This window comes from Enterococcus montenegrensis, from assembly GCF_029983095.1.
Classification (GTDB): domain Bacteria; phylum Bacillota; class Bacilli; order Lactobacillales; family Enterococcaceae; genus Enterococcus_C; species Enterococcus_C montenegrensis.
The window spans coordinates 2,394,409-2,419,966 of sequence record NZ_CP120467.1 but is presented as its reverse complement, the minus strand read 5'-3'; the positions used below and the strand labels follow the sequence as shown (position 1 = coordinate 2,419,966).

General features: G+C 37.6%; 24 protein-coding genes. 18 read left to right on the top strand and 6 right to left on the bottom strand.

All coding sequences use genetic code 11. From position 1 onward, the window contains the following. The first annotated feature begins 240 nt into the window (after nt 1-240). A complete protein-coding gene (locus P3T75_RS11635) occupies nt 241-2,451 on the top strand; it encodes a RelA/SpoT family protein (protein WP_282461676.1) in 2,211 nt (736 codons plus the stop codon). Nucleotides 2,452-2,454: 3 nt separating this feature from the next. Further along, on the top strand, nt 2,455-2,901 hold the full coding sequence (dtd, locus tag P3T75_RS11630) for a D-aminoacyl-tRNA deacylase (RefSeq protein ID WP_206902219.1): 447 nt from the start codon (nt 2,455-2,457) through the stop codon (nt 2,899-2,901). A gap of 82 nt (nt 2,902-2,983) precedes the next feature. Here the strand turns inward: dtd and P3T75_RS11625 are convergent, their stop codons facing one another. Then, nucleotides 2,984-3,874: a GIY-YIG nuclease family protein gene (locus tag P3T75_RS11625; RefSeq protein WP_282461675.1), complete on the bottom strand. Its 891-nt coding sequence runs from the start codon at nt 3,872-3,874 to the stop codon at nt 2,984-2,986. Between the two features lie 121 nt (nt 3,875-3,995). On the opposite strand from P3T75_RS11625, the gene P3T75_RS11620 reads away from it, so the two are divergent. The 9 genes from P3T75_RS11620 to P3T75_RS11580 all read left to right on the top strand — a co-directional run bounded on the left by P3T75_RS11620 (nt 3,996) and on the right by P3T75_RS11580 (nt 14,201). Then, nucleotides 3,996-4,499, top strand: a complete 504-nt coding sequence (locus P3T75_RS11620) for a methylated-DNA--[protein]-cysteine S-methyltransferase (RefSeq protein WP_282461674.1) — start codon at nt 3,996-3,998, stop codon at nt 4,497-4,499. A 105-nt stretch (nt 4,500-4,604) separates the two neighbouring features. After that, a complete protein-coding gene (locus P3T75_RS11615) occupies nt 4,605-6,260 on the top strand; it encodes a phosphoenolpyruvate carboxykinase (ATP) (RefSeq protein WP_282461673.1) in 1,656 nt (551 codons plus the stop codon). A gap of 275 nt (nt 6,261-6,535) precedes the next feature. Beyond that, nucleotides 6,536-7,930 (top strand): glutamate decarboxylase, encoded by a 1,395-nt coding sequence (locus P3T75_RS11610; RefSeq protein ID WP_282462607.1) that lies wholly within the window; start codon nt 6,536-6,538, stop codon nt 7,928-7,930. 113 nt (nt 7,931-8,043) lie between these two features. Next, entirely contained in the window at nt 8,044-9,549 is a 1,506-nt protein-coding gene (locus P3T75_RS11605; protein WP_282461672.1) for a phosphohexomutase domain-containing protein, read from the top strand. Between the two features lie 84 nt (nt 9,550-9,633). Further along, a complete protein-coding gene (locus tag P3T75_RS11600) occupies nt 9,634-9,837 on the top strand; it encodes a hypothetical protein (protein WP_206902225.1) in 204 nt (67 codons plus the stop codon). 219 nt (nt 9,838-10,056) lie between these two features. After that, nucleotides 10,057-10,731: a two-component system response regulator SapR gene (gene sapR / locus P3T75_RS11595; RefSeq protein ID WP_206902226.1), complete on the top strand. Its 675-nt coding sequence runs from the start codon at nt 10,057-10,059 to the stop codon at nt 10,729-10,731. Between the two features lie 51 nt (nt 10,732-10,782). Beyond that, entirely contained in the window at nt 10,783-11,808 is a 1,026-nt protein-coding gene (sapS, locus tag P3T75_RS11590; RefSeq protein ID WP_230710320.1) for a two-component system sensor histidine kinase SapS, read from the top strand. Nucleotides 11,809-11,907: 99 nt separating this feature from the next. Next, complete coding sequence (locus tag P3T75_RS11585; protein WP_282461671.1) at nt 11,908-12,783, top strand: GRP family sugar transporter; 876 nt, start codon at nt 11,908-11,910, stop codon at nt 12,781-12,783. Between the two features lie 44 nt (nt 12,784-12,827). Further along, on the top strand, nt 12,828-14,201 hold the full coding sequence (locus P3T75_RS11580) for an amino acid permease (protein ID WP_282461670.1): 1,374 nt from the start codon (nt 12,828-12,830) through the stop codon (nt 14,199-14,201). Between the two features lie 73 nt (nt 14,202-14,274). Here P3T75_RS11580 and P3T75_RS11575 read toward each other — a convergent pair whose 3' ends face one another. The 3 genes from P3T75_RS11575 to P3T75_RS11565 all read right to left on the bottom strand — a co-directional run bounded on the left by P3T75_RS11575 (nt 14,275) and on the right by P3T75_RS11565 (nt 17,220). Beyond that, the gene (locus P3T75_RS11575) at nt 14,275-15,057 is read right to left on the bottom strand and encodes an ABC transporter ATP-binding protein (RefSeq protein WP_282461669.1); all 783 of its coding nucleotides are present in this window, start codon (nt 15,055-15,057) and stop codon (nt 14,275-14,277) included. 220 nt (nt 15,058-15,277) lie between these two features. Next, nucleotides 15,278-16,474, bottom strand: a complete 1,197-nt coding sequence (locus P3T75_RS11570) for a toxic anion resistance protein (protein ID WP_282461668.1) — start codon at nt 16,472-16,474, stop codon at nt 15,278-15,280. Nucleotides 16,475-16,563: 89 nt separating this feature from the next. Then, the gene (locus tag P3T75_RS11565; protein WP_206902232.1) at nt 16,564-17,220 is read right to left on the bottom strand and encodes a 5-bromo-4-chloroindolyl phosphate hydrolysis family protein; all 657 of its coding nucleotides are present in this window, start codon (nt 17,218-17,220) and stop codon (nt 16,564-16,566) included. A 288-nt stretch (nt 17,221-17,508) separates the two neighbouring features. On the opposite strand from P3T75_RS11565, the gene P3T75_RS11560 reads away from it, so the two are divergent. From P3T75_RS11560 to P3T75_RS11540, 5 genes are all read left to right on the top strand, one after another. Continuing rightward, on the top strand, nt 17,509-18,066 hold the full coding sequence (locus P3T75_RS11560) for an NUDIX hydrolase (protein ID WP_206902233.1): 558 nt from the start codon (nt 17,509-17,511) through the stop codon (nt 18,064-18,066). A gap of 9 nt (nt 18,067-18,075) precedes the next feature. Next, complete coding sequence (gene macP, locus P3T75_RS11555; protein WP_206902234.1) at nt 18,076-18,381, top strand: cell wall synthase accessory phosphoprotein MacP; 306 nt, start codon at nt 18,076-18,078, stop codon at nt 18,379-18,381. A 296-nt stretch (nt 18,382-18,677) separates the two neighbouring features. After that, a complete protein-coding gene (locus tag P3T75_RS11550) occupies nt 18,678-19,373 on the top strand; it encodes a 5'-methylthioadenosine/adenosylhomocysteine nucleosidase (protein WP_282461667.1) in 696 nt (231 codons plus the stop codon). 37 nt (nt 19,374-19,410) lie between these two features. Continuing rightward, complete coding sequence (locus tag P3T75_RS11545; protein WP_230710309.1) at nt 19,411-19,959, top strand: cysteine hydrolase family protein; 549 nt, start codon at nt 19,411-19,413, stop codon at nt 19,957-19,959. Nucleotides 19,960-19,978: 19 nt separating this feature from the next. Continuing rightward, nucleotides 19,979-20,281 carry a hypothetical protein gene (locus tag P3T75_RS11540; protein WP_282461666.1) on the top strand — a complete coding sequence of 101 codons (303 nt, stop codon included), beginning with the start codon at nt 19,979-19,981 and terminating at the stop codon, nt 20,279-20,281. A 250-nt stretch (nt 20,282-20,531) separates the two neighbouring features. On the opposite strand, the gene P3T75_RS11535 is transcribed toward P3T75_RS11540, so the two are convergent. Both P3T75_RS11535 and P3T75_RS11530 read right to left on the bottom strand, forming a co-directional pair. Then, nucleotides 20,532-21,689 carry an alanyl-tRNA editing protein gene (locus tag P3T75_RS11535; RefSeq protein WP_282461665.1) on the bottom strand — a complete coding sequence of 386 codons (1,158 nt, stop codon included), beginning with the start codon at nt 21,687-21,689 and terminating at the stop codon, nt 20,532-20,534. 86 nt (nt 21,690-21,775) lie between these two features. Then, nucleotides 21,776-23,680: a M13 family metallopeptidase gene (locus P3T75_RS11530; RefSeq protein ID WP_206902239.1), complete on the bottom strand. Its 1,905-nt coding sequence runs from the start codon at nt 23,678-23,680 to the stop codon at nt 21,776-21,778. Nucleotides 23,681-23,882: 202 nt separating this feature from the next. On the opposite strand from P3T75_RS11530, the gene P3T75_RS11525 reads away from it, so the two are divergent. Then, complete coding sequence (locus P3T75_RS11525; protein WP_230710303.1) at nt 23,883-24,425, top strand: hypothetical protein; 543 nt, start codon at nt 23,883-23,885, stop codon at nt 24,423-24,425. A 122-nt stretch (nt 24,426-24,547) separates the two neighbouring features. Next, on the top strand, nt 24,548-25,519 hold the full coding sequence (locus P3T75_RS11520; protein WP_206902241.1) for a ribose-phosphate diphosphokinase: 972 nt from the start codon (nt 24,548-24,550) through the stop codon (nt 25,517-25,519). Nucleotides 25,520-25,558: the final 39 nt, after the last annotated feature.

The following is a 25,558-nucleotide window of genomic DNA, read 5'->3' as shown; positions in this document are numbered from 1 at the left end:
GTATAATAAGCCTAATTATTCGCAAAGTACCGCTTTATTGTCGGTACTTTTCTTCATAAAATGAAAAATAATTTAAACCAAAATTTAGCGAGTTTAAATTAAAGTTTGCTTGTTTTTTTTAGTGGTTTTTGAGGATATTAAGGCGAAATTTTGAATAATTCGACGTAGTAAATCAAGACTTCGCCTTAGTAGCTAAAAATGATTTTTTACAAAGTTTTTCAAAAGAAAAGAGGTATGCTTGTGGCAAAAGATGAAATCGTAACAGGCCCCGGTGTGATTCGTTTAGTTAGTCAATATATGAGCCCAGAACATGTGGCCTTTGTGCAAAAAGCATTGGATTATGCCACGGAAGCTCACAAGGAACAATTTCGTAAATCTGGCGAACCTTACATTATTCACCCCATTCAAGTTGCGGGGATTTTAGCTGAATTGCATATGGACCCACATACCGTTGCAACAGGATTTTTGCATGATGTGGTAGAAGATACACCCATAACTTTAGCCGATTTGACACGAGATTTTGGTAGTGATGTGGCGATGTTAGTGGATGGCGTCACAAAACTGGGGAAAATTAAATACAAATCCCATGAAGAACAACTAGCTGAAAATCACCGTAAAATGTTGATTGCCATGGCACAAGACTTGCGAGTTATTATGGTCAAATTGGCAGATCGCTTGCACAATATGCGAACATTAAAACATCTGCGAGAAGACAAGCAGCGCCGAATTGCCAAAGAAACATTGGAGATTTATGCGCCGTTAGCTCATCGTTTGGGGATTAGTCGAATTAAATGGGAACTAGAAGATACGGCTTTGCGGTATTTGAACCCACAGCAATATTACCGTATCGTTCATTTAATGCAGTCAAAACGAGATGAACGGGAAGCTTACGTGGCCGAAACAGTGGAAGAAATTCGGGTGGCCACAGAAGAGTTAGACATTTACGCGGAAATTTATGGTCGTCCCAAACACATTTACTCCATCTATCGCAAAATGGTAGATCAAAAGAAAAAATTTGAAGAAATTTATGACTTGTTGGCAATTCGCGTAATCGTAGATACGATTAAAGACTGTTATGCTGTTTTAGGGACCATTCATACAAAATGGAAGCCGATGCCAGGTCGGTTTAAAGATTATATTGCGATGCCAAAAGCCAATATGTATCAGTCGTTACACACGACCGTTATTGGTCCTAAAGGCAATCCTGTTGAAATTCAAATTAGAACCCATGAAATGCATGAAATTGCAGAGTTTGGGGTGGCAGCACACTGGGCCTATAAAGAAGGTAAGACAGACAAAGTAAAACCAGATAAAATGACGAACCAAATTAGTTGGTTTAGAGAAATTTTGGAACTACAAGATGAAAGCTATGACGCTTCAGAATTCATGGAAGGTGTTAAAGGGGACATTTTTAGCGATAAAGTATACGTCTTTACACCAAAAGGGGATGTAACGGAATTACCCCAAGGATCTGGACCACTAGACTTTGCCTACAGCATTCATACAGATGTTGGCAATAAGACCACTGGTGCAAAGGTCAATGGCAAGATGGTGCAGTTGGATTATAAACTGAAAAACGGCGATATCGTTGAGATTCTAACTTCACCGAATTCTTTTGGACCGAGTCGTGACTGGTTAAAATTTGTTGCCACAAGTAAAGCCAAAAATAAAATTAAACGCTTCTTTAAAGCACAAGATCGAGAAGAAAATGTGCAAAAAGGTCATGATGCAGTGTATAAGACATTGCAAGAAATGGAATTTTTACCAAAAGATTATATGAACAAAAACAAAATGGCAGATCTTTTGGAACGTTTTAATTATCAATCAGAAGATGATTTGTATGCTGCTGTTGGTTATGGTGAAGTTAGTCCGACAACTGTCGCAAATCGCTTAACAGAAGAAGAACGCCGTCAGAAAAAAGAAGAAAAAGAAAAGCAAAAAGTGCAAGAAATGATGAATCAGCCGGCGACTAAAAAAGAAGACCGTATGAAAGTTCGTCATGATGGCGGTATCGTAATTGAAGGCGCAGATAATTTACTCATTCGAATCAGTCGTTGTTGTAATCCAGTGCCAGGCGATGATATCGTCGGCTATATCACCAAAGGTCGGGGAATTTCGATTCATCGCCGGGATTGTCCCAATGTCAACACTCCAACGGCTGAAAAACGGCTCATTGAAGTAGAGTGGGAAGATACTTCCAATAATTCTAAAGAATACGATGCCGATCTAGAAATTTATGGTTACGATCGTTCGGGTCTTTTAAATGATGTCTTGCAAACAGTTAACGCTATGACCAAACGCCTGCAAAGTGTAAAAGCCAAATCAAATAAAGATAAAATGGCAACGATTCGCATTACCGTGGGTATTCAGAACTTAACACATTTGAAACAGATTGTTGATAAAATCAAACAAATTCCTGAAGTTTACAGTGTCAGACGAACAAAGGGGTAGAAAATGAGAGCAGTTATACAGCGGGTAAAATCAGCCAGCGTGGCAATTGATGAAAAAATCGTTGGAGAAATTAATCAAGGGTTTATGATTTTACTTGGCATTCATGAAGAAGATACAAAAGAAGATGTGGACTATTTAGTGCGTAAAATTGCCATGATGCGTGTTTTTGAAGATGAAGCAGGTAAGCTGAATTTAAGCATTGATGCTATTTCTGGTAGTATTTTGAGCATTTCACAATTTACGTTATATGCTGATACAAAAAAAGGAAATCGTCCGAGTTTTGTCAAAGCGGCGCGGCCAGAGCAGGCCATTCCGCTGTATGAGGCATTTAACGATGGTTTGCGTCAAAAGGGACTTGAGGTAGAAACGGGTGAATTTGGCGCCGATATGCAAGTTTCTTTAATCAATGATGGACCGGTAACCATCATTATGGATACGCGGGATAAATAAATAAAAGACCAGCCCAAAAAATCTAAAAGATTTTTTGGGCTGGTCTTTTTGATTATCAAGTAAAAGGAAAATTAAAATGAGCCTAGTGATAGCGGGCATAATAGCTTCTTAAAATATCCAAAGGGTCAACGTCTGCTTTTTGTAAGATTACAGGTGAAAATTTTTTGTCTGGAAAAGTGACAGCTGGGCTGCTTTTTTTTATCTGTGTATCTACAATGACGCCATAAGCGATAAAATAAATTTTTTCTCTGTCGTCTCCTAAGGGAAGTTTTAGCGTCAATTGCTTTTTTTGACAGAATTCATTGCGCTGCAGCAGGTAATGATAGAAATGTTGGCAAAGTTCTAATTGCTCTTTTATCAACTGCGCGTGTTCAAAATTTTGCTGCTTGGCGCTGTAAGCAATGCGGGCGTTTAATAAATTGAACAAGTTTGTCTTTTTACCGGCAAAAAATTGTTGGCAATTTTTTAGACGCTCCGAGAGTGGTGTTTGTTCCACTGTGGGCAATTGTTGAAGAATCATTTTTTTTGTTACATTATTTACATTTGGCAACAAGTACGTTTCTGATAGTAACGCTAAAATTTGAGGCAGTTTTTTATATTGACGAAAAGGGCCCAAGCTGGTTTTAGTGGGGATATCAGTTAAGATCGGCCCCGTTTTAGTAAAGTCAACGTAACAATAATTTTGATAATAGTTCATAATGCGATTGTAATGAGGATGAATTTCTTGGATTAGGCGACATTCCAATAATAGTGCATCTAATTCTGTATCAACTGGACGAATTTCTAAATCAGCAATATTGAAAATCATACGTTGGACTTTTTTGGTATGTTGTTGATTTTTTTGAAAATAAGAGCGAACGCGTCGCTTTAAATTTTTCGCTTTACCGACATAAATAATAGCGTCATGGGTATCTTTCATTAAGTATATTCCGGGTGTTTCTGGTAAATTTTTTAGTTTATCTTGTAAAGTCATTATTTCGTCTCTTTTTTTTATTTTTAGTGGGTTTAGTATAACGTAAAAATGAAATTTAGCCAAAAACATAAGAAGAGTAATTCTTCAACATTCAAGGTACAATAACAATGAGGTGAAAAAGATGGAAACTATTGTGATGGATCGTTTTACTTGTAGCGGCCATGATTTTGTCGTTGGTCGCATTAAAGCCGGCGTTTGTTATATTGGCACGGCAGCGGTAGCAAAAAAAGAGTTGACGAAGTTTTTTAAAGGCTGGCCGATAACGGAAGATATTGGGAGCAGTCAGGACGTAAAAGAACAATTAACAGCATATTTTAATGGTCAATTAGAAGAATTTAATTTTCCTTTGGCTTTTGTGGGAACCGATTTTCAAAAGCAAGTGTGGCAAAAATTAGTAACGGTCCCTTATGGTAAGACCATTGCCTACAGTGAATTAGCGCAACAAGTCGGTAATGAAAAAGGCGTGCGGGCAGTAGCCAATGCCGTCGGTCGTAATCCGATTATGATTGTTGTACCTTGTCACCGCATTATTGGAAAGAACGGGCGCTTAACGGGCTATCGTGGCGGAATAGAGATGAAAGTTGCGCTATTGCGGCAAGAAGGAATATCTGAATTTGCATATTAAAATTTTTTTAAGGAAATGAAAAGACAAGAAACCAACGTTGTATTATAATTAATTTATTATCATGTAAACACTTTAATTTTAATATAGACGATGGGAGGAGAACAAATGGCAACTGTTGGCACTTATTCACATCAGGCTATTAACCCTGATAATCATTTATTCTCAAGCTTTAAAACAATGGTGGAGTCTGTTTTTTATGGAAACAATGTTACGCTGGTAAAAGATTTAGCCACCGCTTATGACTTAGCAAAAAATGTTCCTGGCGCAGTCATCACGGATATGCCAGTCATTCACACTAAAGAGTTAGGCTTACCACAAGATGCAAAGGTGATAGTTTTTAATGACGGCAAAATCACTGGGCGTACCGCTGCTGCAAGACGTGTGATTGGGCAACCTGGAATTGATCGCACTTTTTATGAAGGCGTTTTGCGTCAAGCTTTGTATGACGGTCAGCATCACAACTTTTACCGCGGTGAAGTTTTAGTTGGCTTAGATCCGGAGTTTATGGTCAAGGGACATTTGTTATTGCCCGAAGGCTATGAAACCAACTTTTATTCTTATCTACTAAATTTTCAAATTTTAACCAATGAATTTCAAGAGTTGTACGCAACTTCAATTGCGTATCCGGAAAATGATATTTATTTGTACGCAGATCCTACATGGACACATCCGGATTTCCCACATGGATTAGCGTTATTTGATCCAGAACATAACGTTGCTGCTGTTTTGGGCTTGAATTATTTCGGAGAACTAAAAAAAGCTACGTTAACGCTGGCTTGGGCAACAGCACACCGCAATGGTTTTGTCGCATGTCACGGTGGTATGAAACAATATCATAAAGATGACAGCAAGTTTACAATGGCTGCTTTTGGTCTTTCTGGTTCAGGTAAATCAACAATCACTCTAGCCAAACACGGGGATAAATATCAGGTGGATGTCTTACATGATGATGCTTTTGTCATCAACAAAGAACACGGGTCGACAACGGCATTAGAGCCGGCTTATTTCGACAAAACGCAAGACTATCCACTGGAAGATGAGGCAGTAAAATATTTTCTGACTTGCCAAAATGTAGGGGTAACATTAGACGATGAAGAAAAGAAAGTAATTGTTACACAAGATATTCGCAATGGTAACGGCCGTACGGTTAAGTCGCGTTATGTCACACCAAATCGCGTCGATCATTTAAAAGAAGCAGTTGATGCAATTTTTTGGATTATGAAAGACGATAGTTTACCACCGATTGTTAAAATCGATGATCCAACATTAGCGGCAGTTTTTGGCTTAACGCTTGCAACAAAGCGGACGACAGCAGAAAATGTCGTTGGCAATGTTGATTTGGACAAATTGGTAATTGAACCTTTTGCCAATCCGTTCCGCTGCTATCCATTAGGTCAAGATTATGCTGATTTTCGAGAAATTTTTGCAAACGAAAAGACAGACACTGCTTGTTATATTTTAAATACCGGATTTTATAAAGGCAAAAAAGTTAAACCTCAAGATACATTAGGGGCGATTGAAAAAATTGTAGAGGCAACTGCCGATTTTATACCATTTGGTCCTTTGGAAAATATGAGCTATTTGCCAATTGAAGGCTTTGAGGTGGACTTTACAGATCCAACCTATCTCACACAATTGAAAGTGCGGATGCAAGGACGCCTTGATTTTATCTTGGCGCAAACTAAAGAAAATGAAGGTTATAATGCTTTACCAGAGGAAGTTGCAAAAGTTATGGAGAAATTAATGGAGCAAATAGTCTAAGTAAAAATGAAAATCCGCTAAAGATCGTTTTCTTTGCGGATTTTTTTTGCGGTTGCATTATCAAGAGGCTACAGATTTGTACCGATAAAAATTCATTTTACCAATATCAGTGTAAGGGAACTTTTTTGGATAAATTTACAAATTGGCTTTTGGTAAAGAGTACCAGTAGAGAGATTACTAAGATTTAGTCAAAGGATTAAATCAGACTTACCGTCTTTTACTCGTCAATAGATAGCTATTTTTACAATCATTATGAGGGAAATGGAGTGAAAAAAATGCTTTATGAAAAAAAGAATCGCCGTGAAGCGGAATATTTAGAACCAATCTTTGGAACTAGAGATGAAGATGAAATGTTACCTTCTTATAAACTAGGAGAACAATCAATGGAACCGCGGGTGGCCTACCAAATGATTAAAGATGATTTGTTAGATGAAGGGAAATCGCGCTTAAATTTAGCCACTTTTTGCCAAACCTATATGGAGCCAGAAGCGGTCAAATTAATGAGTGAGACGCTAGATCGTAATGCCATTGACAAGTCCGAATATCCTCGGACTGCCGAAATTGAAAATCGCTGTGTCAATATAATTGCAGATTTATGGCATGGACAAGAAGATTTTATCGGAACTTCTACGATTGGTTCTTCCGAGGCGTGTATGTTAGCGGGGATGGCGATGAAGTTTTCATGGCGTAAACGGGCTGCAAAACTAGGCGTGGCGCTTGAAAAAAGAAAACCCAATTTAATTATTTCGTCAGGTTATCAAGTTTGTTGGGAGAAATTTTGTGTCTATTGGGACATTGAGCTTCGGGAAATACCATTGACAGCTGATTGTCTTTCTTTAGATATTGAAAAAGCAATGGCTGAAATTGATGAATATACCATTGGCGTCGTAGGAATTTTAGGTATTACCTACACAGGTCAATACGATGATATAGAAAAACTCGATGCAAAATTAACAGAATATAACAAACAGACAGAACACAAGGTTTATATCCACGTAGATGCAGCTTCAGGGGGATTGTATGCACCTTTTGTAGAACCAGATTTAAAATGGGACTTTCAATTAGAAAATGTTATCTCAATTAATGCATCAGGTCATAAGTATGGATTAGTTTATCCTGGTGTTGGTTGGGTGGTATGGAAGAATAGATCATTTTTACCAGAAGAATTAATTTTTAAGGTGAGCTACTTAGGTGGTGAGTTGCCAACGATGGCAATCAATTTTTCCCATAGCGCTGCACAGTTGATTGGACAATACTATAATTTTGTACGCTTTGGCTTTAACGGCTATCAAAGTATCCACAAGCGCACCCATGATGTTGCCATGTACCTAGCAGAAAAATTAAAAGAGTCGCATCAATTTGAATTGATTAATGACGGTAAGCAATTACCGCTTGTGTGTTATCAGTTACACCCCGACGAAAAACGGCAGTGGACACTTTATGATTTGTCTGATCGCCTATTAATGAAAGGCTGGCAAGTTCCTACCTATCCTTTGCCGAAGTCTTTAGATAATCAAGTAATTCAGCGGATTGTAGTTCGGAGTGATTTTGGGATGAATATGGCGCATGATTTTATTGAAGATTTAAAGGCGGCCATCACAGAGTTAGAGCAGAGTCATTTGGTTTTTCACGAAAAAACTGAACGGAAAAATTATGGCTTTACTCATTAAAGATGCGCAAATTTATTTGAAAAGCATAAAAGTATTTTTTACCAAAAAAATAATGCGAGTTAAAAAAGAATCTGTTATACTAAGGAAAAGCGTTTTCAGAAAGGGTGCTTATTTTGGCAAAGAAATTACCATTGGCATTAAGTTCAGATATTCGTGGAATTGCAGTAGCAACAACAGATTTTATAGCAAATTTGACACCAGTAGAGATGGAAGAAATTGCAGCAGGGCTGATTCAATTTTTACAAAATAAAGGCTTAGCGCAAAAATATAAGAGCGGAAAATTACGGGTAGGAATTGGACGAGATAGCCGGATTAGTGGTCCAGAGTTGAAAAAAGCTTTTGTTGCTGCTTTACAAAAGCAAGGAGTAAATGTGATTGATTTTGATCTTGCAACGACCCCAGCAATGTTTATGAGTACGCAATTTGCACAATTTAACTGTGATGCGGGCATTATGCTGACTGCAAGTCACTTACCTTATTATTATAATGGTGTAAAAATCTTTACCAAAGCCGGCGGTGTAGAAGAAGAGGATATTCGCTACATCATGGCCCATCCTGAAATTCATGAAAATAATTTTGAAGGAACCTATCAAACTGCGGACTTGATTTCTGTATATAGTGCTGATTTGGTTGCAAAAATAAAAGCTGCAACTAAAGACTTTGGTGAAAAACCATTAACAGGCTGGCATATTGTTGTAGATGCCGGCAATGGGGCAGGTGGCTTTTTTGCAGAAAAAGTCTTGCAAGTTCTAGGTGCCGATACAAGTGGTTCGCAATTTTTAAACCCTGATGGGAATTTTCCCAACCATATCCCAAACCCGGATAATAAAGAAGCAATGGCCAGCATCAAATCTGCTGTTTTAACACAAAAAGCTGATTTAGGAGTAATTTTTGATACGGATGTAGATCGAGCGGCTTTAGTAGGGCCAAATGGCGCTGTCTTAAATCGGAATAATCTAATTGCGGTATTAAGTAAAATTATTTTGACCCAACATCCTGGAGCGACAATTGTGACGAATTCTCCGACGAGTGACCACCTAAAAGATTTCATCGTTTTACAAGGAGGGCAACAGGTTCGCTACATTTCGGGATATAAAAATGTGATTAATAAAATGATTGCTTTAAATGCAGAGGGGATTGATACGCAGTTAGCTATTGAAACGAGCGGACATGCCGCCTTTAAAGAAAACTATAATTTAGATGACGGTGCGTATGTTGTTGCTAAAATTTTGATGATGTTACCTCAATTAAAAGCACAAGGTCAAACAATCACCGATTTGATTGACCAGTTAAACCAACCAGCGGAAACTTTAGAAATTCGGCTAAAAATTAATGAAAGCAATTTTAAAGTTTATGGTCAAGAAGTGATTGACGCATTAAGAGCAGCCGATTTTGTCGGATTTAAAGAAGATGAGGAAAACGAAGAAGGGGTGCGCTTGACCCTGAGTGAACCTTATGGTGCAGGCTGGCTTTTATTACGACTAAGTTTGCATGAACCATTGTTGGTTTTACAAGTAGAAAACGATGAAGTGGGCATGATTGAAAAAGTTTTGCCGGTTTTACGTGAGTTTTTTGCTACATTTACTGAATTGGACTTGGCACCTTTTGACAAAAAATAACTTCTGTCTGGATAACGCTTGCAAAATTTGACAAACTTGGGTAAAACTAAAGATGAAAAGGTTTTAGACAAAGGGGTAAGAAAAATGATAGGTTGGGTTTTAGTTGGTGCAACTGTAATCACGTATGGGAGTAATTTTTTAGCATATCGTTATTTGAAAAATCGGCCCAGTGATTGGTTTGAAAAAATAGCGTTATACTTTGGCGTTAATATGAGTGTCTTATTTGCTGATGGAATATTTTTATTTATAGCCAAATTAGTGGAAGAGGGCATTTTATTAATTGAATAAATTATAATAGACATAACAAATGACTGTGCCAATATTTTTGGCACAGTCATTTATTTTAGCTAGATGGCGTTTTATAAGTAACTTCAATCGTGACCTTGTATCAGTCTAAATTAGCTAAGTTATTTTTAAATCAGCAGCCAGAACTTGCGACAAAAACTAAAATGCGCTAACGTGATACTAGCGAGTATTTTAAACGAATGTGTCTGATAGGAGGATATCATGGCAAAAATTATGGTAGTAGAAGACGAAGGAGTCATTCGTCAGTTAATTATGGAAGAGTTGAAAAAGTGGCAATTTGATGTCTTTGGCACCACCAATTTTGAAAATGTTTTTAGTGATTTTAGTGAAGAAGAACCACAATTGGTTTTATTAGATATCAATTTGCCAGTTTTTGATGGCTATTACTGGTGTCAAAAAATTCGTGAAGTTTCCAAGGTGCCGATTATTTTTATTTCGAGTCGCAATACGAATATGGATATGATTATGGCCATGAACATGGGGGCAGATGACTTTGTCACAAAACCTTTTGAATTGGATGTCTTGGTCGCAAAAATTAATGCTTTGTTACGCCGTTCCTACAATTATTCCGAAGCAAATGCTGAAACGTTGGTCCACAATGGTTTAACGTTGAATGTGGACAACAGTACCATGATGATTCACGATGAAGTAATTGACTTGAGTAAAAATGAATACCGGCTGTTGTACATCTTAATGAAGAATAATGGCAAAATTTTATCCCGTGAAAAATTGTTGCGGGCGTTGTGGGATGATGAACGTTATGTTGATGATAATACGTTAACCGTGAATATTAATCGCCTGCGTCGAAAAATTGAACAGGCTGGTGTGAAAGACTACATTGAAACTAAAGTAGGACAAGGTTATATTGTTCCGTAAGTTATTTTTTCCCCGGTACAACAGGTCAGAATTTTAAATTTAGGAGCTAACATGAATTTTTTAAAATATTTAAAAGATCAATGGTTATTAGTCTTTGGCTGGGTCGGTTTTGTCTTTTTAACGGCATTTGTGATGTGGTTAACACCAGGATTTCAGATGAGTTGGCGCAATGTTGGCTATTTGGCCTTAATCGAAGGGGTATTTTTTGCGGTAATTCTAATTTATCATTATTATTATAAGCGTCGCTGGTGGCAAAAATTACAGTCTGCCGAAGAAGAAAGTCCCATTCAAAATTATTTAACTGGGGCAAGAACTTACGAAGAACAAGTACAACAAGACTTCATTAACCAAATTATTCGGGAACATCAAGTCCATATGCAAAAAATAATAGCGGCCCAAGAAGAGCAAAAAGACTATATCGACTCTTGGGTTCATGAAATTAAAGTCCCATTAGCAGCTAGTCGTCTTTTGCTGCATGCAGTAGAATTTGATATTTCTGATGAAAAATATATGCAATTAGAAAATGAATTAGGTAAAATTGATGGCTATGTTGAACAAGTTTTATACGTTGCTCGCTTGGATAATTTTTCAAAAGATTATTTAATTGAGGAAACGAAGTTAAAGAGTGTGATACAGCCAATTATGCGGAGCAATGCCAACTATTTTATTCAAAAGAAATTGCGGTATCAAGTTATTGGTGAAAATCACAGTGTGCTAACTGATGCGAAGTGGATTGGTTTTATTTTTCAACAGCTGTTAAGTAACGCGATTAAATATACGCCGGAAAATGGTGAAATTTTCATTTTACTCGATAAATCTGATAAAGGGGTAACTTTGACAGTAAAAGACAGTGGAATTGGGATTCCCAAAGAAGATTTACGCCGTATTTTTGATAAAGGTTTTACTGGCCAAAACGGTCGTTTTTCTGAAATGCATGCAACAGGCTTAGGGCTTTATTTAGCGCAAAATTTGGCAAATCAGTTGGGCGTAGAATTAACAGCGGAATCAACCGTAGGAGTTGGCACAGCCATGACATTGTTCTTTCCGTATGTCTCTTATTATCAAGAACAGCGCTAAACTCGTAGGAAACTGCGAGTTTTTTCTTGTTTGCAAAACGTTTTCACTGCTACACTGATTGGGTGTCTTTTTAGATTATATAGATTGAGGAGAATGTCAATGGCTTTATTAGTAGCTTTAGTACCAATGTTTGCTTGGGGCAGCATTGGATTAGTAAGTGGAAAATTAGGTGGCGATGCCAATCAACAAACCCTCGGAATGACGATGGGAGCGTTTATTTTTTCACTGGGAATCTTTTTTGTTATGCGACCAAGCATTGATATGTTAACAATTATGATTGGTTTTATTTCAGGCTTGTTTTGGTTTGTGGGACAAAATGGCCAGTTTCATGCCATGAAGGCCATGGGCGTTTCAGTTGGCTTACCACTTTCAACAGGGATGCAATTGATGCTAAATACAATTGCTGGGGCTATTTTCTTTCATGAATGGCGTCATGTGCGAGATTTTATTTTAGGATTTTTAGCTTTGGCATTATTAGTAGCGGGGGCTTACTTAACTTCCCGTAAAGATCCCAATGGTAAAAGTAAACCAGAAGCCGGTATGAAAATGTATGATTTTGGCAAGGGGTTTCGTTTCTTGTTTATTTCGACAATTGGCTATGGTCTTTATACGATTATCATTACTTGGGCTGGACTTGATCCTTTAGCAATTATTTTACCTCAAAGTATTGGGATGTTAACTGGTGCGTTATGTTTTTCAGCGCGAAAAGTTGCCTTTGATAAATATGTCTGGCGCAATATTACTTCGGGCCTTTTGTGGGGGATCGGAAATATTTGTATGCTGTTATCCATTCAAACCGTTGGCCTGGCGGTCGGATTTTCGTTATCACAAATGGGTATTATCATTTCGACTTTGGGTGGAATTTTCTTATTAGGTGAACACAAGACGAAAAAAGAAATGTTTTATGTCATTATCGGTTGCCTTCTTGTTATTTTTGGTGGTATTCTTTTAGGATATATGAAGGCTTTATCTTAAAAGTCGACTAAAAGAAATATCGTTAAATTATGAGGGGGAGCCCAATGAATTTTCGCAAAAAAGAGATTGAAACAGGTTATGCTAATGACTTAAAGCGTAATTTGCAGCTAAAAGATTTAATTATGCTGGGAATTGGCGCTATTATCGGAACGGGAATTTTTGTGATTACGGGGGTGCCAGACGCCAATCATGCTGGTCCGGCATTAACGTTATCTTTTGTTTTAGCAGCGGTAGTAGTGGGTTTATCAGGACTTTGTTTTGCTGAATTTTCAGCGCGTATTCCTGTTATCGGCGGACCATATGCCTACATGTATGTTGTCTTTGGTGAATTTGCCGCTTGGTTTACAGGCTGGTTTTTAATTTGTGAGTTTTTATTAGCTGTTTCATCAGTCGCTTCTGGTTGGTCAGGTTATATGCAGGGATTTTTGGGTAGCTGGGGTATTCATTTACCCAAAGGGCTAACAGCTGGATATAATGCTGCAAATGGCACATATATCGACTTGATTGCTGCATTGGTGATTGTTTTTATTACTTTTTGGGTGAGCCAAGAAGCCAAAAAAGCATTACGCTTAAACAATGCGATGGTGTGGGTGAAATTTTTCATTATTATTTTATTTATTGCGGTTGGAATCTTTTATATTAAACCCAATAACTGGACACCCTTTATGCCAAATGGTGCCAGTAGTGTTTTTCGCGGATCATCTTTAGTTTTCTTTGCCTTTTTAGGGTTTGATTCAGTGGCAATGGCAGCAGAAGAAGTAAAAAATCCGCAAAAGGATGTACCAAAAGGAATTATCGGCTCTATTGGTATTGCAACTATTTTATATATTATTGTAACGTTGATTTCGACCGGAGTTGTACCATTTGCTAAGTTACAAGTATCTGATCCAATGGCGTTTGTGATGCGTTATGCCGGACACGGCTTTTTAGGTTCTATAATTTCTGTGGGGGCCATTTTAACACTACTAACGGTAACAATTTCAATGATGTATTCTTTAGCGCGTTTATTGTATGCCATAAGCAAAGATGGTCTTTTACCAAAGCAAATGCAAAAAATTGATCAAAAAACGCGTACACCAAAAAATGCGACTTTTGTCGCGGGAGCCTTTGCATTATTCTTTGCCGCTGCTTTTCCGTTGCAGATTTTGGCGGAGTTAACGAATATTGCCGCCTTGGTTTACTTAATGATGGTTTCTGGTGGTATTTTGAAATTACGGAAAGAATTTGGTAAACCAGAAAAAGGCCAATTTGCAGTGCCCTTTGTACCCTTGTTGCCAATTTTATCGGTGCTGGCTTGTATCTTTTTAATTGCACAGTTTAGCGTGACCACGTATCTTGTTTTTGCTGTAACGTTAGTATTAGGTTTAGCAATTTACTTTTTCTATGGGTATCGCAACAGTAAGATGAACAACGAATAAATTGAAAAGGTGTCAAAAACTTCCAAATTAAGTAGGGAGTTTTTGACATCTTTTTTCATTTTAGCTAGAAAATTTATGATTTTGGATAAACGAGTAGGCGGTCTTGATTTAAGGTCGTAATTTGAATCGGCCGTTCATAAAAGTCATTTAAAACAGGCGCGGTGATTAATTCAGCGGGTGTTCCTTTGGCATAAATTTGACCATTGCGAATCATCAGGACTTGTGAAATAAATGGTAAAATTTCTTCGGTGTGGTGGGTGACAAATAAAATCGTTGGGGCATTTTTTTGCTGTTTTAGTTTAGTAATCTTTGCTAATAAGTCTTCTCTTGCAAATAGATCCAGACCATTACAAGGCTCATCTAAAATTAAAAGCTCGGGGTCAGCCATGAGGGCGCGGGCAATTAAAACAACTTGTTTTTCTCCTTGGGATAAAATTTGATAAGTTTTTTGCAGAAGTTGGCCGCCTCCTAATGTGGTTAATAGGGCAGCTGCTTTTTCTTCATCTGCCAGATTGTGTTCCTGCCATAAGCCAATACTGGCAAATTTACCAGAGATGACGATGGAAAGTGCAGTGTCACTTTGATACAATTTTGCCTCTACGACATTGCTGACCCAGCCGATCCGTTTTGTTAAATTAGGTATATTTGCTTTCCCAAATTCAGATTCCAAAACAGTTAGTTTACCATTTGACGGCCAAATATTTCCGGCAATCATTTGCAATAATAATGTCTTACCAGCGCCATTTAAGCCTAAAATAGCCCAATCTTCGCCATTTTCAATTCTCCAGTTGATATTATTCAATAAAACTTTTTGTTTACGAATTAAATTGACTGCTTCAAAACTTAAAATTGTCATGGTAAGCCCACCTTTTAATTAACAGAATTTTCCTACAATTTAATGATAGCAGAGGTAGCAACGTTTGGCTATCCTAAAAAAATATGCACAAGTAAAAGAAAATACTGCAGTGCAGCTGTAGTTTGCAGAGGGTTCTAAGCTGTTATGTGAAATAAAAAAGTACTAAAGAAGAAAGTCCGATTGACTTTTTTTCTTTAGCACTCAGGTAGCTTATCAAAAATTATTTTTCGCTTTGGGTTAATTCCAAGAGGCGTTGTTTTAAATCAGCCTCCATATGGCCCAATTCCACTTCAGCGGCGCGGCGTTTTTCTTTACCTTCTCGTTGAATTTGTAAGGTTTGTTGGATAGTTTCGACTAAGTCGTTTTGAGTTTTTTGCAAGGTCTCAATATCCACAATGCCACGTTCGTTTTCCTTAGCTGTTTCAATTGCAGAAACTTTTAACATTTCAGAGTTTTTCTTCAACAATTCATTGGTTGTTTCAGAAACTTGACGTTGTGCTGTTACAGCATCTTTTTGACGTAATAGGGTCAAGGCAATCACAACTTGGTTTTTCCACAATGGAATAGCTGTATTAACAGACGCTTGGATCTTTTCTGCTAATGCTTGGTTGGTATTTTGAATTAAACGAATTTGCGGTGCTTGTTGGATCGTGATTTGACGCGCTAAACGCAAATCATGGGTTCGTTTATCCAAACGGTCTAAAAATTGATTGTAGTCATTGACGATTTGGACATCCATTTGATCACCGGATGATTGTGCTTTGGCTACTGCTTCTGGGATAATTTTGGTTTGTAATTCTTCCATCTTTAATTCACCAGCGGCAATGTAAAGATTTAAGGCATCAAAATAATCTTTGTTTTTATGGTAAAGTTGCTCCAACATTAAGTTATCTTTTAATAAGCCATCTTTTTCTTTGTCCAATTTAACGGCAATTTTATCAATTTGGGCCCCGATTTTTTGATACTTGGCCGTAATTTCATAAATTGATTGTTTTACTTTGCCAAACATTCGTTTAAAAACATTGCCCTCCCCAGCTCTTAAATCGTCAGGATTGGCTTCGTTTAAACGATACATTAAATCTGTCAACGAATCGCCAACAGGACCAATATCCGCTGCTTGCACGTGATTTAACATGGATTGAGAAAACTCGCTTAATTTTTGTTGTGCTACTGCGCCGTAAGTAATAACGCCTTGTTGATCGCTAACATCGATTTTTGCAGCGAGCTCTTGTGCTTGTACTTTACGATCTTCTGGGAGTTTATCCACAAGCCGCTCTGCTTTTTGTTGGTCTTTCAAAACGTTAATTTCGTTTTGCTGTGTCTGTGTTAAAGAACCTACTGGTGTAGTAAAAGGATTGTTTAATAAATCGTCTAGTGTTTGATCGACGTTTTGTTGTGTTTCGGGTGTATCCGCCATGTTCATTCCTCCAATATTAAGTCATTGACCTAAATAAGTGTTTAATAAAAAATCTAGCTTGCGCTAGATTTTTTTCTGTAAGCGCCTGCTTACAAACTATTATCTCTTTTTAAGCTTTGTTTGGCAATGGAAAGCTCTACATCTAAATCCTCTAAATCATCAGCGACAAATTGTTGATAATCTTTTGCAATTAACGCCGCCATTTGATCGATAATTTGGGAGCTTTCTTCAATTTTTTCATATGTTTCTTTTGTTTTAATTTCATGACCATTGATTTCAATAAATTTGTCCGTTAAATCAACCATGTTTGGCAAATGCGTGTATAAAAAGTGATTAGCAAAATGCAATTTTTGTGGATCTTTCACCAACTCTTTAAACAACGCTTTTGATGCCCGTAAAGTATCATGCCGCAGGTCAATGGCTTTTAACTTGGCATTTTTATTAATATTTGTCTGTAATTGTAAAACTTGTTTTTTTGTTTGGTTCATTGTTTCTCGGAAAAATTCAATTTCTTTTTCTGTCATGCCACTTTCTAAGTAATGTGCTTCTTTTTCTTTGGTCATAATTGGCAATGCAGAAGGACTACTACTGCGACGACGATTTTTCACGCCGTAAATAATCAAAGCTGCCCCACCTACGACAAGTACAAATGGGATAAGTTCATCTGAATTGCCGGATTTTAGTAAACCAAATAGTAGTAAACAAGCGATAATTACCAGTAAGAGCGTGCTGGTTTTCTTCTTCATTTTTTTACCCTCCTATAATTTGGGTGATTTATCTTTTAAAGGTCTTCCCTTAACTTCACGAGTTCATTTTACCACGGGGGAAGGTGGAAAAAAATCAGACCAAGGGTGGATTTTTGCGATTTAGAAAATTCATAAGATTTATTATTGCAATCTTAAGTTTCCCGTTCGTGAAATTGTGTATAATAGTATTTAGTTTGATAAACAACAAGTTCTTTTTTGACTTGGTTTGTGTGTTGCTTTGCTTGGGCAAAGAGTAAATAAATATTACGGATAGAAAGTAGGGATAAGATGCTTTCCTTTGCAGATTTTGAAGAAAAAACAATTCAACGAAAAGAATTATTTCACGGCAAAATCATTGATGTCTTTTTAGACGATGTTGCTTTACCTAATGGCGGCACAGCCAAACGGGAATTAGTGTTTCATCCTGGCGGTGTGGGGATTATTGCCATTACGCCAGAAAATAAGTTGCTTTTGGTGAAACAATTTAGAAAACCTTTGGAAAAAGTTATTTTGGAAATTCCTGCCGGTAAAATTGATCCCGGTGAAGGAAGCCACCCTGAAATTACGGGTGCGCGGGAATTGGAAGAAGAAACTGGTTTTACTGCTAAAGAAATGAAGCATGTTGGTTCCATGTATTTGTCACCGGGCTTTTCAAATGAAATGCTACATTTGTATCATGCAGTAGATTTAATTAAAGTAGAAAATCCACGAGCACAAGATGACGATGAGGTGCTGGAACTATATACCTTGACCCTTTCAGAAGCAAAAGATGCAGTGAAAAAAGGTTTAATTTGTGATGCCAAAACGATGTATGCTATTACCTATTGGGAATTATTACAGAAATGAGGAGCGTAAGTGAGTAAAGGTCCATTAATTACCCGCAGTGAATTGCGCCGTCAAAAGGAAAAAGCTGGTATTGTAGAAGAATTTGATGCACCGGTGCGGGAAAAAAACACGATGAAGTTACAAAAAGAATACGACCGCAAAGATGAAAAAATTAAAAACTTCTATCGTAAAGAGGCGAAAAGACAAAAAGAACTAACAAAAACGAGAAGTGGCGAGTCCCGCAAATCCCGTGAACTAAACAGTTTTTTAGTGGGGGCGATTATTGTCGTCTCATTATTAATCGGCGTTGTCTTATTAGCAACCTTCTTTTTATAGTTAGCACAAAGTAATAAGTTGAAATCATGGAATGCCGTTTAGGCTACTTGGTTTCAACTTTTTTTAGGATAAGTTGACCGAGTAGATAAAGCTTTTCAAAGTGTCTAGCTTTATGAACTAACTCTCAGCGACAATAAGTCAAAATCTTGAAAAATTTGAAGAACAATTCATCAAGACTTTCGTCTTATTGCTAGCGAGTTGACCGAGTACATAAAGCTTTTCTTATCGAGTGAAATTTTTTTTAGAAACTGGTACTATTAGGCTAAATAATAGAAGTAAAAGCTGGAGGAATTTGTGTGAAAATTGGAATTATCGGTGCTATGGAAGAAGAAATTAAAATTTTGCGAAGTGCCATTGACAGTCCACTGTCTTGGGAGAGGGCGGATGCTTTGTTTATCTCTGGCCGCATTGGCAATCATGAAGTTATTGTTGTACGGTCTGGTATTGGCAAAGTGGCAGCCTCTGTCACAACGAGTCTATTGATTCAGCAATATGGGGTAAATATGGTTGTTAATACTGGTTCGGCTGGCGGAATCGGAGCCGATCTTAGTGTCGGCGATTTAGTAATTTCCGAAAAATTAGCTTACTTTGATGTCGACGTTACCGGTTTTGGTTACAAGAAAGGCCAATTACCGGGGGGATTTCCCCTTTATTATGATGCTAGTGCTTATTTGCAACAAGTCATGACTGAAGCAGCAGAAAAAACAGCGCATCGAATCAAAAAGGGCTTGATTGTAACCGGAGACAGTTTTATCGACAGTCCGACTAAGGTGGATGCTATTTTAAATGATTTTCCAGCAGCCTTAGCTTGTGAAATGGAAGGCGCGGCAATTGCTCAAACGGCCAGTCAGTTTGCTATTCCGTTTCTTGTAGTGCGGGCTATTAGCGATACTGCTGATCACAGCGCTACAATTAGCTTTGATGAGTTTATCGAAGAAGCAGGCAAACGTTCGGCAGAACTTGTTTTAGAATTTATTCGCATTTTAAAATAAGGTAGGAAGATTGCGTCAAAAAGACTGGAGGCATAAGATGAAAAAAGCGTTAATTTCAATTGACTACACCAATGATTTTGTCGCAACAGATGGCAAATTGACCACGGGTGCAGCTGGGCAAGCAATTGAACAAAAGTTGGTAGAATTTACCAAAGATTTTATTGAAGCGGGCAACTATACTGTATTTGCCATTGATGCCCATGATCCAAATGATGCGTATCATCCAGAGAATAAGTTGTTTTTGCCCCATAATGTAATTGGAACGACTGGGCGAAATCTTTATGGCAGCTTGAATTCCTTATACGAAAAAAATAAAGATGCTGCAACGGTTTATTGGATCGATAAAAGACATTACTCGGCTTTTAGTGGTACCGACTTGGATATACGTTTGCGAGAAAGAGAAATTACTGATTTGTACTTAACAGGTGTTTGTACAGACATTTGTGTTTTGCACACCGCAGTAGATGCGTATAATCTGGGCTATCAGTTACACATTGTAAAAGATGCAGTGGCAAGCTTTGATGAAGTGGGACATAACTGGGCGTTAACACACTTTCAAAATACGCTAGGAGCAGAGCTTTTATAGCTAAGTGAAGGAGAAAAAGATGAGTATTTTTGATCGTTTGAAAGACGGCTTTGATTTAGCCGATATCAGCGGCATTATTGGTGACTTGCAAAAAGAGGGCAATTTGAACTTTGATAAAATTCTAAGCAACGATTTTATTAAACAATTTACGGACTTTAACAATAAAGATGAATTGTTAGATAAGTTGGGGATTCATGATTTAAGTCAACTAAGTAATTTGTTACAAAACCCTGCTGCAAAAGAAAAAGTTGACGATGTTATTAACCATAACTCACAGTTTGCAAATTTAGAAGAACTATTAAAAAAAGCCTTAAAACGTTAAGCTATCTCAAAAAAACTCAGTGGAAAGTCAGCTAAAACTAGCTGTTACGATCACTGAGTTTTTCACGTATAAGAAAGCATAAGTTTTTTTTAGCAGTAAAACATTAAAGGGACAGTTCTGACGATGGCCATTCTTTCAAAGGAACTCACTGTGACAATCAGGCAAAACTTCAAGAAATTTGGGAAATAATTTATTGAAATTCGCCTTATTGCAGGTGAGTTCCATGCGTTTGAGGAGCTTTTCTGAATTTTTATTGTTGTAAAAACCGTAGTAAAGCATCCTTTTGCAAATAAGGTATAGTACCATCGCCTTTTGTAGGTGAACCACCACCGCGTCCGGTAAATTTTTGGTTGGCGGTCCGAATTACTTGGCCAATTGGACGCTTTGGATCAGCTGTTTTTAAGTATAAATGATAGCGTAAACTATCCTCATCACTTGTGGCGGTACAAATCAGCTTATCAGGATAAATTTCGGCTATTTTTTTTGCCGCTGTTTGCAATTCTTTTGCTTCGGTGTCAGTTATTTCACTGTAAATGAAATGTGGTGTCAGTTCTTTGGCATTTGCCACCAACTCATTTACTTGATAAAGCGCAACTTGCCCTTGATAAAACTTGATTGTTTGTTGTTGTTCTTGGAAAGCTAAAGCTAGCCCATCAACAGGAACGTTAGCTTGTAGTGTCAATGCCGTCAATTGTTTTTGATTTGTTTCAAATTGTTGCAACAAACGATTACCACAAGCAAAATGCAAGGTAGTTGTTTTTTTGTGCTCTTTTACTTGCGTTAAAGCAATAGCTTGCACTTCGGCAGTATTTTTTACATGAGTACCACCACAACCAATAATATCAAAATCGGCAATTTTTATTAGTCGGAGATCTTTAAAGTATTTTGGTGGCGCGGTAAAGAGCGTTTCTTTTGCCAATTCTTCTTCAGTGGGAAATAGAATACTGACTTGTTTTTGTGCCCGAATAATTTCGTTGCTCCGTTTTAAAGCCGTTTGCAATTGTGTTTTATCAAGTTTCACATCAATTTCAAAAAATGAATCTTTTAATGTCATTTGTTCTTTTGTGATTCTTGCTTGAAATAGATCTTCGCAAATTCGGGCTAAAATGTGTTGGCCGGTATGTTGCTGCATGAAGTCAAAGCGTTGCTCCCAATTTATTTTGACAAGAACTTTTTCAGGCAATGTCTCAACGTCAATGTCGAGATAATAAAATACACTGTCTGCTGTTTTTTGTATTTTTAGAATAGGATTGCCCGCAATCCAAGCACAATCAGCCGGTTGACCGCCACCACCAGGATAGACGACAGTTTCCCTTAAGCAGACAAAATTGCCAATTTCATCTTTTCCGCGTTCTGTAATAGTTGTTTCAATTTCAGTTAAATAACTATTTTGTGCGTATTTTTCCAAAGTAGATCACCTCTTTTAAAGTTGTTAAAAAGAGCAATAAGTTAAACGTATTTATTTCTACGTAAGCTTACTGCTCTAATTTTTAATTACCAGATATGCACGCGTTTTTCTGGCGCTTTATACATACCATCGCCTTCTTTAATTCCGTAAGTTTCAAAGAATTCAGGGACATTTTGTAACTGAATATTCGCCCGTAATTTTGCTGGCGCATGGACATCAATAGCTAGTAACAATTGTTGGTATTGTTCCCGTGCTTTTGTACGCCAAATTTTTGCCCAGTTGACAAAGAAGTCTTCAAAAGCGACATCTGCTTCTTTTTTAGCTGCAGCTAGAGCACAACTAACACCACCGGCATCGGCAATATTTTCTGAAACGGTTAAGGTACCGTTAACCGTGCCACCGGCAAAGGCAATACCGTCAAATTCTGCAATCATTTGAGCAGATAATGTTTCAAAATGCGCTAAATCAGTATCCGTCCACCAATTGTTCATGTTGCCATACTCATCAAATTTCGCCCCGTTATTGTCAAAAGCATGGGAAATTTCGTGGGCAATAACGGCACCAATACCACCATAGTTGGCGCTAGTCGATTGTTCTAAACTATAAAATGGCGCTTGTAAAATCGCAGCAGGAAAAACGATAATATTTTTGAAGGGATGGTAATAGGCATTCACAGTCGCAGCGCTCATTTCCCATTCGTTGCGGTCAGCACTTTTTCCATAACGACTAAAATTATCTTCTCTGACAATTCGACTAAATTTACGACTATTTTCCACCAGCGTGCCACCGGCGTTTTTTGGCGTAGTATCAAATTTTTCATAAAAAGCAGGAATTGTTTCAGGATAACCCACTTGAACGCCTAATTTATTTAATTTAGTAATTGCTTTGGCACTGGTTTCTTTTGATAACCAGTCGTTTTTTTCCAAGCGGTCTTGGTAGATGCCAATCATAGTGTGAACCATGTGTTCAACATCTTGCTTTGCCTTTTCACCAAAGTATTTGGTTCCATAAAAGCGACCGACTACTTGACTAAAACGACCATTCGCTAAGTAAAAAGCTGCTTTTTCTTGTGGCATGGCACTAGGCGCACCAGACAATTGACGGGAATAAGTGCCGCCTAATTGCCGCAATTCTTCACTTAATAAATTGGTGTATCCCAATGCAGTTTGGATATACAGCCAATTTTGTAATAAGGAGAAGTTCTCTTCTGTCAGCAGTGTATTTAATGCGTCAAAATAATCGGGTTCAGTTACAATAATTGTCTCAGGTGTGGTCTTAATTAAATTTTCTACCAGCTCTTTTAAATCTAAGACAGGTGCATAGGCACAAAATTCAGTAAAGCTGCGGGGATTATAGTTTTTGCTATAGTCGGCATTTTCTTCTGAACTTCTTACGTGAGGGACAATTAGGCGATCAAAAGCCAGCGCATCTTCAGTAATTTGTTGGGCTTCTTTCTGGTTATGGCCCATTTTTTCTAAGACAGCAATTGTCATAGCTGCAAAAACTTCCAATAATTTTGCCCCTTGAGGATGTTCTTTTGCATAATATGTTTTATCTGGCAAAATTGTATCAGCCGGATAAGCAAATAAAACATTTTGTTGGGTATTTTTCATATCTTGATCCACGTTTAAGCTAAAAGGTAGCGGGAGACCTTCTAAAACCCAATCAGTTAATTGTTGATTTAGATCTTCGTAATCTTTTAGCCCACGAATTCTACTTAATAACGGTTGGATCGGTTCAGCGCCAAGTTCATCTCGCGTTTTATAATCTTTAGCTAATTCGTAATAGGCAATGACGTCTTTCATTTTTCCTTGGGGAATTTTACTTTCATCAGCTAACATATCCTTAAATTCTGTTTGCAATAATTTATCAATGCCATCGACTAAATCTTGAAACCCACCTGTGGCTGGTTTATCAGCTGGAATGACAGCGGTTTTCATCCAATCACCATTGACGTATTCATAAAAATCATCTTTTAGTAAGTTGTTCATAAGACCACATCCTCCTATTTCTAATATCTCAATTCTCCGTAAAATTAAGATAATTTTGGGACAATCTGCCCATTTTTTCGTATCATTACCTATTATCATACACAGAAAGCTTTTTCACAAAGAAAACGTTCAGAATTTTTTGACGTTAGCTCAGAAAATCTCAACTAACAAACTTATGCTATACTTATCGCGAGGTGAGAAGATGACAATTACAAATGAATGGCTAGGGATTTCAGAATCAGAATTTTATCCTTATCGCAATATCACCACCAAATCAGGTTATCTATGTGGCACAAGCGCGGCAACAGTTTTTTTGTGTTACTACCAAGATCATCTTGTAAAAACAATTGTGCCTGACCACATTCGTCAAAATGGCAGTGAAAATACCAAAGCATTGCAAGATTTACTACGGGTAATCATTCAACCTTTTGATTTTCCAACTATTTCTTTACAAGTTTCCCACGGTCTTTCCCGCTATTTTCGTTTGTTTAAATTACCATTTAGAGCCCGTCAAACTCCTGTTGGTGGCTTAGAACGGGTAAAAAAACGTCTGCTACAAGGTAAACCAGTAATTGTCGGTTTAATGAAACTTAAAGGAAGCACCTATGGGAATCACTGGGTAGTAGCGTATGGTTATAAAAAAGATGAAACAGGGAAAGAATGGCTTAAAGTTCATGATAACTGGGGAAACTATCATAAAGTTATCCCTGCCAGCTGGATTAATGGGACCATTTCGTTACCTTAAAATAGATAAAAGGGAAACCAGCTGTTACAGTTCAAAAAAGAGTAAAAAGATGTTAGAATGAAAAAGAATTTGTCATAAAAAATGACTAGCGCAAAGAACTGCCAATAACTAAGGAGGCTATCATGGGGGAACAATACCAGGATCAATCGTTGAAAATTTTTAGCTTGAATGGAAATGAACCGTTAGCAGAAAAAATTGCTGCTGTCTTTGGCACAAAATTAGGCCAATGTGCGATTAAGCAATTTAGCGACGGTGAAATTTCAATTAGTATCGAAGAAAGTGTGCGAGGTGCGCACGTGTATCTGATTCAAGCAACAAATCAACCTGTTAATGATTATTATATGGAATTGTTGATTATGATCGATGCAATGAAACGAGCAAGTGCGAAGACAATTAATGTTGTCTTACCCTATTATGGTTATGCTCGTCAAGACAGAACAGCTAGACCTCATGAACCAATTACAGCTAAGCTTGTGGCGAATATGTTACAAGAAGCTGGTGCAACCCGAATTTTGACGTTGGATTTACATACCGTTCAAGTTCAAGGTTTCTTTGATATTCCAGTGGACAATTTATTTACGATGCCGCTTTTTGCCAAATATTATCGGGAAAAGAAAATGTTTGGAGACGACTTTGTGGTTGTTTCACCGAAGAACTCCGGGGTCAACAGAACCCGCAGCTTAGCAGAGTATCTAAATACAACATTGGCGATTGTCGACCAAGAGGAAAGTGATGAAAACGGCGGTTATGTAATCGGCGATGTCACAGGAAAAACTTGTATTATGGTGGACGACATTTTAAATACGGGGAATACATTTAAAGTTGCAGCGCGCTTGTTAAAAGAAGCAGGTGCCAAAGAAGTTTATGCTTGTGCTTCCCATGCACTATTATCACCGCCAGCAAAAGAAAACTTGGAAAGTGCAGATATTACAGATATTTGTGTGACAGATTCTTGTTTTACAGATGAAAGTCGCCATCCTAATAATTTGACGTATATCACTTGTGGTCAATTAATGGGAGAAGCTGTGAAACGAATTCACGAAAATACACCAATGAGTCCCCTATTCCGTTTGGAAGAAAAAGATTTCGCTTAAGCTAATACAATTACGATTTGGACTGTATCAAACTTTTGG

Coding starts and splice junctions, on each gene's coding strand:
- P3T75_RS11530 (WP_206902239.1), bottom strand. CDS start 23,680: ATGAACAACTTACTAAAAGATGATTTTTATGAATACGTCAATGGTGAT.
- P3T75_RS11525 (WP_230710303.1), top strand. CDS start 23,883: ATGACAATTACAAATGAATGGCTAGGGATTTCAGAATCAGAATTTTAT.
- P3T75_RS11580 (WP_282461670.1), top strand. CDS start 12,828: ATGAATTTTCGCAAAAAAGAGATTGAAACAGGTTATGCTAATGACTTA.
- P3T75_RS11610 (WP_282462607.1), top strand. CDS start 6,536: ATGCTTTATGAAAAAAAGAATCGCCGTGAAGCGGAATATTTAGAACCA.
- P3T75_RS11585 (WP_282461671.1), top strand. CDS start 11,908: ATGGCTTTATTAGTAGCTTTAGTACCAATGTTTGCTTGGGGCAGCATT.
- P3T75_RS11615 (WP_282461673.1), top strand. CDS start 4,605: ATGGCAACTGTTGGCACTTATTCACATCAGGCTATTAACCCTGATAAT.
- P3T75_RS11560 (WP_206902233.1), top strand. CDS start 17,509: ATGCTTTCCTTTGCAGATTTTGAAGAAAAAACAATTCAACGAAAAGAA.
- P3T75_RS11565 (WP_206902232.1), bottom strand. CDS start 17,220: ATGAAGAAGAAAACCAGCACGCTCTTACTGGTAATTATCGCTTGTTTA.
- P3T75_RS11575 (WP_282461669.1), bottom strand. CDS start 15,057: ATGACAATTTTAAGTTTTGAAGCAGTCAATTTAATTCGTAAACAAAAA.
- dtd (WP_206902219.1), top strand. CDS start 2,455: ATGAGAGCAGTTATACAGCGGGTAAAATCAGCCAGCGTGGCAATTGAT.
- P3T75_RS11600 (WP_206902225.1), top strand. CDS start 9,634: ATGATAGGTTGGGTTTTAGTTGGTGCAACTGTAATCACGTATGGGAGT.
- P3T75_RS11620 (WP_282461674.1), top strand. CDS start 3,996: ATGGAAACTATTGTGATGGATCGTTTTACTTGTAGCGGCCATGATTTT.
- P3T75_RS11545 (WP_230710309.1), top strand. CDS start 19,411: ATGAAAAAAGCGTTAATTTCAATTGACTACACCAATGATTTTGTCGCA.
- P3T75_RS11520 (WP_206902241.1), top strand. CDS start 24,548: ATGGGGGAACAATACCAGGATCAATCGTTGAAAATTTTTAGCTTGAAT.
- P3T75_RS11625 (WP_282461675.1), bottom strand. CDS start 3,874: ATGACTTTACAAGATAAACTAAAAAATTTACCAGAAACACCCGGAATA.
- P3T75_RS11540 (WP_282461666.1), top strand. CDS start 19,979: ATGAGTATTTTTGATCGTTTGAAAGACGGCTTTGATTTAGCCGATATC.
- sapR (WP_206902226.1), top strand. CDS start 10,057: ATGGCAAAAATTATGGTAGTAGAAGACGAAGGAGTCATTCGTCAGTTA.
- sapS (WP_230710320.1), top strand. CDS start 10,783: ATGAATTTTTTAAAATATTTAAAAGATCAATGGTTATTAGTCTTTGGC.
- P3T75_RS11570 (WP_282461668.1), bottom strand. CDS start 16,474: ATGGCGGATACACCCGAAACACAACAAAACGTCGATCAAACACTAGAC.